The organism is Aeromonas sp. 600724, from assembly GCF_049175135.1.
GTDB lineage: Bacteria > Pseudomonadota > Gammaproteobacteria > Enterobacterales > Aeromonadaceae > Aeromonas > Aeromonas veronii_A.
This window is the reverse complement of record NZ_JAAKUM010000016.1, coordinates 146160-154681: the sequence shown is the minus strand read 5'-3', so window position 1 is coordinate 154681 and position 8522 is coordinate 146160. Positions and strand designations below refer to the sequence as shown.

The window sequence follows — 8522 nt, the reverse complement described above, 5'->3', positions numbered from 1 at the left end:
TGGTGGCTATGACGGGATTCGAACCTGTGACCCCCGCATTATGAGTGCGATGCTCTAACCAACTGAGCTACATAGCCAACCTTGCTTCCGGTGAGTCGTTACCTCGTCACCGTGCGGGCCGAATTATGCGTATCTGGCTCTGGGGCGTCAACCCTTTTTTTGCCAGAAAAACGCAATTTGAGTGCGTTTGACCAGTTATTGGTCTCTGTTGCGCAAAAGCCCAACAATCTGCTTTTTTTTACGACATTGCCATGATTGCCCGGGCAATGGCAGATAAAAAACAGGCCAGCAAATGCTGGCCTGTCATGGGATTAGACGTTGAACAGGAAATTCATGATATCGCCATCTTTGACGATGTAATCTTTCCCTTCAGCGCGCATCTTGCCCGCTTCCTTGGCGCCTTGCTCACCCTTGTAGTTGATAAAGTCTTCAAAGGCGATGGTTTGGGCGCGAATAAAGCCTTTTTCAAAGTCAGTGTGGATCTTGCCAGCCGCTTGCGGGGCAGTAGCACCGACCGGAATAGTCCAGGCGCGCACCTCTTTCACACCGGCGGTGAAGTAGGTCTGCAGGTTGAGCAGCTGGTAGCCGGAGCGGATCACGCGGTTCAGGCCCGGCTCTTCGATGCCAAGGTCAGCCATGAACTCGGCGCGATCTTCATCGTCCAGTTCGGCGATGTCGGCTTCGATGGCGCAGCAGACCACGACCACGACCGCGTTCTCGGCGGCGGCGATTTCACGCACCTTGTCCAGATAGGGATTGTTCTCGAAGCCATCTTCCGCCACGTTGGCGATATACATGGTGGGTTTCAGGGTCAGGAAGTTGAGGTGGCTCACGGCGGCCAGCTCTTCTTTATCCAGCTTCATGCCGCGGATCATCTGGCCGTTTTCCAGCGCAACCTTGATCTTCTCAAGCACTTCCACTTCCAGCTTGGCATCCTTGTCGCCGCCTTTGGCGCGCTTGGACTGACGGTGAATGGCGCGCTCGCAGGCGTCCAGATCCGACAGGGCCAGCTCGGTGTTGATCACTTCGATATCGTCAGCGGGAGAGACCTTGCCGGCAACGTGAATGATGTTCTCGTCATCGAAGCAGCGCACAACGTGGCCGATCGCTTCGGTTTCACGGATGTTGGCCAGGAACTGGTTACCCAGACCTTCACCCTTGGAGGCTCCGGCAACCAGACCGGCGATGTCGACGAATTCCATGGTGGTCGGCACAACGCGCTGCGGATTGATGATGGCAGCCAGCTGATCGAGGCGGGGATCCGGCATCGGCACCACACCTGTGTTCGGCTCGATGGTGCAGAACGGGAAGTTGGCGGCTTCGATACCGGCCTTGGTCAGCGCGTTGAACAGGGTGGATTTGCCTACATTGGGCAGGCCCACGATACCGCATTTAAAACCCATGGATTGTTACCTTACTTGATGGATGCTGTTGGGGGTCGCCCGCAGGCGGCCCATGTCATGCTTGTTCTGGTCGTTGCTCATGTACCGGCACAATGCCCGTACAGGGTCAAACCGACCTAACCCTTTTCAGCCTTGAAGCTGTGCAAGCGATTCATGGCCTTGGTCATATCTTGTTTGAACAGGATGTCGGTGGCACGCAGGGACTCGTCCAGCGCGGCGTCGATCAGGTTCTGTTCACTGCTGGGGGCCTTGGTCAGGACGAAGCCAGCCACCTGCTCTTTGCTGCCGGGATGGCCGATCCCGAGACGCAGCCGGAAGAAGTTATTGTTGTTGCCCATCTTGGCGATGATGTCCTTGAGGCCGTTATGGCCACCGTGACCACCACCCTGCTTGAACTTGGCGATGCCCGGCGGCAGATCCAGTTCGTCATGGGCCACCAGAATCGCTTCCGGCTCAATCTGATAAAAACGCGCCAGTGCGGCCACCGCCTTGCCGGAGAGGTTCATATAAGTGTTCGGGATGAGCAGCCGCACATCCTGCCCCTCGACCAGGATGCGGGCAGTATGGCCGAAGAACTTGGGTTCTTCACGCAGGCTGACATTGTGCCAGCGGGCCAGTTGCTCCACATACCAGGCGCCCGCGTTGTGGCGGGTCTTGGCATATTCCGGGCCGGGGTTGCCCAGTCCGACGATCAGTTTGATTTCGCTTGTCACGCTTGATGTCTTCACTCGCAGCTGCCGTGGGCACACTACCCAGGGCAATAGGACGCAATATTCTAGCCGCCGAGTGGCGATCACTCAACCAATGCGCATGTTATGGCGGGATTTGCAGCATTATTGCGGCCAATGGGTGGCTAACGGTGGGCAAACGGGCCTCTTGCAAGAGGCCCGTTTCAGTTGAGCGATGGATTGTGCCCGGTTGACTACCGTCGTTATTTGGCACGCAGCAGGGTGACGGTCTCTTCATCCAGTGCGGTCAGGGTGGGACGGGCATCGCGCACATACTCCACGAAAGACGCTGCATCGGTGCCGCAATCCACGCCGCTGGCTTTGCAATCGAGGGGCTGGCCCGGGGCATAGACGGCGCCGAGCAGTTCACCGTTTTGTGCCACCTTCAGCACCGGGAAGGCGGTCAACTTGCCATTGACGCTGGCGATATCGACCCGCTCGCTCTGGTGGCGCTGGGCATTGGCCAGTGCCTGCCAGCCATCGTTACCGTTGGCGCTGTAGGCGTTCATCACCACCCGATAGCGCTGACTATCCACCAGATCCTGCCATTCGCCGCTTGCGGTCTTGCGCTGCAATTGGGTCAGGGTGCCCGCTTTGCCTGCGTCGGTCTCCTGGAAGGTGTAACGCAGGTGGCCGCCATAGGGGAACTTGCCGGCATGGGCGCTGGCGGGCAGGGTCGCGGTGATGGTCTCGGTCAGCAGGGCGCGTACCTCGGCGCCAGTCAGGGTCAGCACCGCGAGCTGGTTCTTGAACGGCAACAGGGTGAGGGCACTATCCCCCTCACGCCATTCGCCAGCAGGCAGGTCGGCGCGCACGCCCCCAACCGCCACCAGAGAAAAATCGACCGGGCCACCGGTCAGGGCCTGGACGGCCGGAGTATTGGCCCAGTAGAACTCCCCTTCGGCAACCAGCGGCGCTACATCTGAGCCGTGGCTGTCGCTGCCGTTGTCACCGGGACGACGGGCATTTTGCAGCTGCTCGGGGATGGTGCCGATCACCGGGCCGTAGGCTTTCTCCAGCGCCGGTTTGTAGTGGCTGTCGATGATGCCGCGCAGGCGCGGATCTTCATCCACGGTCACCAGATTGGGCTGGTTGTCGACAAACTGGCTTGCCTCTTTGCTACGGGCGTCGTCGAGCGCCTGCTTGCGCGCCGCATCGGCGAAGAAGTCGCGGCTGGCCAGCAGGCTGTTGTGGCCCTGGCAGTCGGTCACCTGACCCTGGCTGTCAAAGGTCACCTGTGCCAGACCGATGGCCTGGGCATAGGAGCCCGCCTGCACCACGCAGGTTTTGCCGATGCCATCCGGATTGGTCACCAGCTTGGCGTAATCGCCGGTCTTGCCCCAGCCAATATTGCGAAAATCGCCGAGCAGGCTGTGGGAGTGGCCGCCGACGATGGCATCGAGGCCGTTTACCTTGGCGGCCAGTGCCAGATCCCGCTCGTTGCCGATGTGGGTGAGCGCCACGATCTGATGGATCCCCTTGGCTTGCAGCATGTCGACCGTGGCCTGAGCCGAGGCGACCTCCTTGCCAAAGCGCAGCTTGCCGACGTTGGGGGCGATATTGCCCATGTCTTCCAGCACCAGACCGATGACGGCGACCAGTTGCTTGCCTTGCGGCAGGTTGTCGAGAGCGGTGACCGGACTCTTCTGGTTGCCGTCAAAGGCGTAGACCACGAAGGGCTTGAGGTTGTCAGCCTTGCTGAGGGCCGGATCGGCCTTGGTGTCGAGGTTGGCGGCCAGCACCGGGAAGTTGACCCCCTCGATGAAGCGGGCCAGCTTCTGGTTATCCAGATCGAACTCGTGGTTGCCCAGCGCCATGGCATCGAGGCCGAACTGGCTCAGCAACTCGGCGTTGGCCATCCCCTCGTTGAGTTTGAAGTAGCCACTGCCCTGCCAGGCATCGCCGCCGTGCAGCAGCAGCAAGGGCTGGTTCTTGGCCAGCGCATCGGCCTGATAGGCTTTCGCCATGGTCAGCAGGCGCGGATAACCGCCAAAGCGGGTATAGAGGGTGTCCGTCTCCCCCTGCTGGGCAAAGATCTGCCCTTTGATCTCCGCATTGACCGGATCAAACTGGGAGTGGGTGTCGTTCATGTGAGCCAGGGTCAGCACAAAGGGCGGGTTCTCTTTGGCGGGCTGACAGGCGAACAGGGCGGAGGTGAGGGTAGCGAGCAGGAGGGGACGCAAGCAATTCATGGGTAAATCCTTAAGCCTGCCAGGGGCAGGGTCGTACCAGATAGCAGAAAGTTGGAAAGAGAAGGTCCAGAAAGACGAAAACCGCCTGATGGCGGTTTTCGTTATTGCTGAATCTATCAATGCTCAAACATGGCAGAGATGGACTCTTCGTTGCTGATGCGACGAATGGCTTCGGCCAGTACAGTTGACAGCGTCAGCTGCTTGACCTTGCCGACCGCTTTCATCTCCGCAGTGAGCGGGATGGAGTCGGTGATGATCAGTTCATCGATCACGGAGTTCTTGATGTTCTCGACGGCGGAACCGGAGAAGACCGGGTGGGTAGCGTAGGCGAATACACGCTTGGCACCGCGCTCTTTCAGGGCCTCTGCGGCTTTGCACAGGGTGCCGCCGGTGTCGATCATGTCATCAACGATGATGCAGTCGCGGCCGGCAACGTCACCGATCAGGTGCATGACCTGGGAGACGTTCGGGCGGGGACGGCGCTTGTCGATGATGGCGATGTCGGTGTCATCCAGCAGCTTGGCGATGGCGCGGGCACGCACGACGCCACCGATGTCCGGGGAGACAACGACAGGAGACTCGAGGTTCTTGGACTTCATGTCTTCCAGCAGCACCGGGCTACCGAACACGTTGTCTACCGGAACGTCGAAGAAACCTTGAATTTGCTCGGCATGCAGGTCAACGGTCAGCACGCGATCCACACCGACGCTGGAGAGGAAGTCAGCGACAACCTTGGCGGTGATGGGTACACGGGCGGAGCGGACGCGGCGGTCCTGACGGGCATAACCAAAGTAGGGGATAACGGCAGTGATACGGCCAGCTGAAGCACGACGCAGAGCATCCACCATGACGATCAATTCCATCAAATTGTCGTTGGTCGGGGCACAGGTGGATTGAATGATGAAGATATCGCCACCACGTACATTCTCATTGATCTGTACGCTGATCTCGCCGTCGCTAAAGCGACCTACGGCAGCATTGCCGAGTTTGATAAACAGGCGATCTGCGATCTTCTGGGCTAGTTCCGGCGTTGCGTTACCAGCAAACAGCTTCATGTCAGGCACGGTTTGAAACCTCGGGGTTGCATCCAGTATGTGGGGGAGTCTGAAATCAGACCCTATCGTTTTGGGGCAAACGATTTATCAAGATAACGTACAAGGTGTCTGCTGCCCAATGAATGTGATGATACCGGTAACCCGAATCAGTGGCCGAGTGCAAAACCGGCCACGTTAATCATCATCAATACCGTTCGGTAAAATTGGCTGGGGTACTAGGATTCGAACCTAGGAATGGCGAGATCAAAACCCGCTGCCTTACCGCTTGGCGATACCCCAATCATTTGAACTGTTGCAATGTGGAGAAGAGAGGTGATATGTTCTCGCCCTTGGCGACAAACCCATCAAGTCCCTTCGGCACGCAGGCCAACACTTCCCGAGCAGTTACTTCGTCTTCAAATTGAGCAAAGACGCAGGCTCCTGTGCCCGTCATTCTTGACGGCGCGTATTCTAGCAACCAGCCGAGCGCATTGGCAACCTCGGGGTGGCGCTTTTTCACCAGTGATTCGCAATCGTTTTTCCACTCGCCTTCCAGCAGGTTGTCCAGCGACATTTTCGGCGTGGCTCTCGGCAGGTCCGGATCCTGGAATACGGCCGCGGTCGCCACATGGCAATCGGGCTTGAGTACCAGATACCAGGCATCGGGCAGTTCGACCGGTTGCAGCCGCTCGCCCACGCCTTCGGCAAAGGCCGCCTTGCCACGGACAAACACCGGCACATCGGCCCCCAGCTGGACGCCAAGCGCTGCCAGTTCATCTTCACTCAAACCCGCCTGCCAGAGGTGGTTAAGCGCCACCAGCGTGGTTGCTGCATCGGACGAACCGCCGCCAATACCGCCCCCCATGGGAAGCACTTTTTCCAGCCGGATATGGGCACCTTGCGGGCTCGGCAGGGTTGCTTGCAGCAGGCGTGCCGCCCGGATAATCAAATTCTGCTCATCCGGCACCCCGGGAATGGCCGGCGTCAGGGTGAGTGTGTCGCTATTCGGTATCACCTCAAACTCGAGCCAGTCGCTGTGGTTGAGGAAGATAAACAGGGTCTGCAGCTCGTGATAGCCATCGGGACGACGGCCATTGACGTGTAAAAACAGGTTGAGTTTGGCCGGTGCCGGCCAGCGAGTGGAAGCCATTAACGTGCAAGAGTCCATTGGTTAATCTGAAGCTTGAGGCGGCTGTTCTGGCCGGTCATGGTCAGCTGGTGTGGCAGGCGGTAGCCATCCTGATCCCGATAATCGCCATAGACGATCTGCCACTGGCCGTCGCGCACGCTGGCCAGACTGCTGTCGGGGTTGAGTTCAAACTCCGCCTGACCCGGCAGCCCCTTGATCCACTCCGGTAATCCCGCAACCGGAATATTCCAGCCGGTCAGTTGATAGATGAGCGCTTCGGCATCCTGGCTCTGGTGGCGATTGCCGTCGCTGTCGAGCAGGGTGATCTCCCCCTTGCTGCGGGAGAGCTCCAGAATGCTGGTGCCGATCAGGCTGGTGAGGTTGAGGCGATAATCCTCCCCATCCTGCTGCCAGTTGAGACGGGCGCTGCCCTTTTGCTGTGGCGTGATGATGGCCATCTTGCCGGATAGCTGCCAGTGGGTCAGCTGCTCGAGACGGGTCCGCTCCTGGTTCCAGTTCACCTGGTCACGCTGGGGCTGGGTGGTGGCACAACCGGCCAGCAACAGCAGGCAGGTGAGAGTAAAAATACGTAGCAGCAAGAGACGGCTCCAGAGAGAGGAATTTGCCACAGTATACGGGGCGGCCGTATTGCTTTTAAAGACTTACCCTTTCTCGTACAATTGGCAGCCTTTGCACCCAGCGTATGAAATGATTGTCGCCCACTCATGAGTTTGCTTGCCCTCGGAATCAACCACAACACCGCCAGTGTCGCCTTGCGGGAACGGGTCGCCTTTGGCCCGGACTGCATCGATCGCGCCTTGCGTGAGCTGGTGAGCCAACCCGGTGTCAGCGAGGCGGTGATCGTCTCCACCTGCAACCGGACCGAACTCTATTGCAATCTGGAGGAGGAGCGGCAGGAGCAAGTGCTGCGCTGGCTGCAGCAGTTCCACGGGTTGGACGCGGCCGAACTGGTCACTGCCATCTATCAGCATCACGATGAAGAGGCGGTGCGCCACCTGATGCGGGTGGCGTGCGGGCTCGACTCGCTGGTGCTGGGGGAGCCGCAGATCCTGGGGCAGATCAAGCAATCCTACGCTCACGCCCAGCAGGCGGAGTCGGTGAAGGGGGCGCTGGAGCGGCTGTTCCAGAAATCCTTCTCGGTGGCGAAAAGAGTGCGTACCGATACCGAGATTGGCGCCAGTGCCGTGTCGGTGGCCTTTGCCGCCGTCAGTCTGGGTCGGCGGATCTTCTCCGATCTCTCCCAGACCAAGGTATTGCTGGTCGGGGCGGGGGAGACCATTGAACTGGTGGCCCGTCACCTGCGCGAGCAGAACGTCACCAAGATGATGGTGGCGAACCGCACCCTGCTGCGCGCCCAGACCCTGGCGGCCGAATTCGGCGCTCAGGTGATGACGCTCGAAGAGATCCCCGACTATCTGCACGAGGCGGATATTGTCATCAGCTCGACCGCCAGTCCACTGCCCATCATCGGCAAGGGGATGGTGGAGCGCGCGCTGAAGGCCCGCCGCTTCAAGCCCATGTTTCTGGTGGATATTGCCGTGCCGCGCGACATCGAAGCCGAAGTTGATGAGCTCTCCGATGCCTATCTCTACACGGTGGATGATTTGCAGGGGATCATCGAGCAGAACCTCGAAACCCGTAAACGGGCTGCCGCACAGGCGGAAGTGATCGTGCAGGAAGAGCGCGACGAGTTTATGGGCTGGTATCGCGGCCAGAGCTCGGTCGACCTCATTCGCGATTACCGCCATCAGTCACAGCAAGTGGCTGATGAAGAGTTGCAACGGGCCCTGCTGGCATTGGCACAGGGCGAGAGTGCCGAACAGGCGCTCAAGGCGATGGCCCATCGCCTCACCAACAAATTGATCCACGCGCCGACCCAGGCGTTGCGCCAGGCTGCCTCCCAGGGGGATCAGAGCGAGCTCTCCCGCTTGCGGCAGGCGCTGGGGTTGTCACAAGAGCCATAATTTTCGGGCAACCTGCCGGTTGTCCCGTCCTCCATTGAGAATGCAAGAGTT

The 8522-nt window shown here is 59.4% G+C and carries 6 protein-coding genes, 2 tRNA genes and 1 pseudogene; 1 reads left to right on the top strand and 8 read right to left on the bottom strand.

Annotated features, from left to right (window positions below; genetic code table 11):
• The 8 genes and pseudogenes from G5168_RS15945 to lolB all read right to left on the bottom strand — a co-directional run bounded on the left by G5168_RS15945 (position 1) and on the right by lolB (position 7085).
• Positions 1 to 77: transfer RNA gene (locus G5168_RS15945), tRNA-Met, on the bottom strand.
• Between the two features lie 234 nt (positions 78 to 311).
• A complete protein-coding gene (ychF, locus tag G5168_RS15940; protein WP_005353921.1) occupies positions 312 to 1403 on the bottom strand; it encodes a redox-regulated ATPase YchF in 1092 nt (363 codons plus the stop codon).
• Between the two features lie 116 nt (positions 1404 to 1519).
• On the bottom strand, positions 1520 to 2116 hold the full coding sequence (gene pth / locus G5168_RS15935; RefSeq protein WP_058059203.1) for an aminoacyl-tRNA hydrolase: 597 nt from the start codon (positions 2114 to 2116) through the stop codon (positions 1520 to 1522).
• Positions 2117 to 2334: 218 nt separating this feature from the next.
• On the bottom strand, positions 2335 to 4323 hold the full coding sequence (locus G5168_RS15930) for a bifunctional metallophosphatase/5'-nucleotidase (protein ID WP_216951854.1): 1989 nt from the start codon (positions 4321 to 4323) through the stop codon (positions 2335 to 2337).
• A 116-nt stretch (positions 4324 to 4439) separates the two neighbouring features.
• Positions 4440 to 5387, bottom strand: coding sequence for a ribose-phosphate pyrophosphokinase (locus G5168_RS15925; RefSeq protein ID WP_005343846.1), 948 nt, complete (start codon positions 5385 to 5387; stop codon positions 4440 to 4442).
• A 195-nt stretch (positions 5388 to 5582) separates the two neighbouring features.
• Positions 5583 to 5657, bottom strand: a tRNA-Gln gene (locus G5168_RS15920).
• Positions 5637 to 6507 (bottom strand): annotated as a pseudogene (gene ispE / locus G5168_RS15915) (4-(cytidine 5'-diphospho)-2-C-methyl-D-erythritol kinase). The gene G5168_RS15920 and the pseudogene ispE overlap by 21 nt, the downstream one beginning before the upstream one ends.
• Entirely contained in the window at positions 6507 to 7085 is a 579-nt protein-coding gene (gene lolB, locus G5168_RS15910; protein ID WP_005353907.1) for a lipoprotein insertase outer membrane protein LolB, read from the bottom strand. The pseudogene ispE and the gene lolB overlap by 1 nt, the downstream one beginning before the upstream one ends.
• A 126-nt stretch (positions 7086 to 7211) precedes the next feature.
• On the opposite strand from lolB, the gene hemA reads away from it, so the two are divergent.
• Complete coding sequence (gene hemA, locus G5168_RS15905; RefSeq protein ID WP_335830514.1) at positions 7212 to 8471, top strand: glutamyl-tRNA reductase; 1260 nt, start codon at positions 7212 to 7214, stop codon at positions 8469 to 8471.
• The last annotated feature ends 51 nt before the right edge of the window (positions 8472 to 8522 follow it).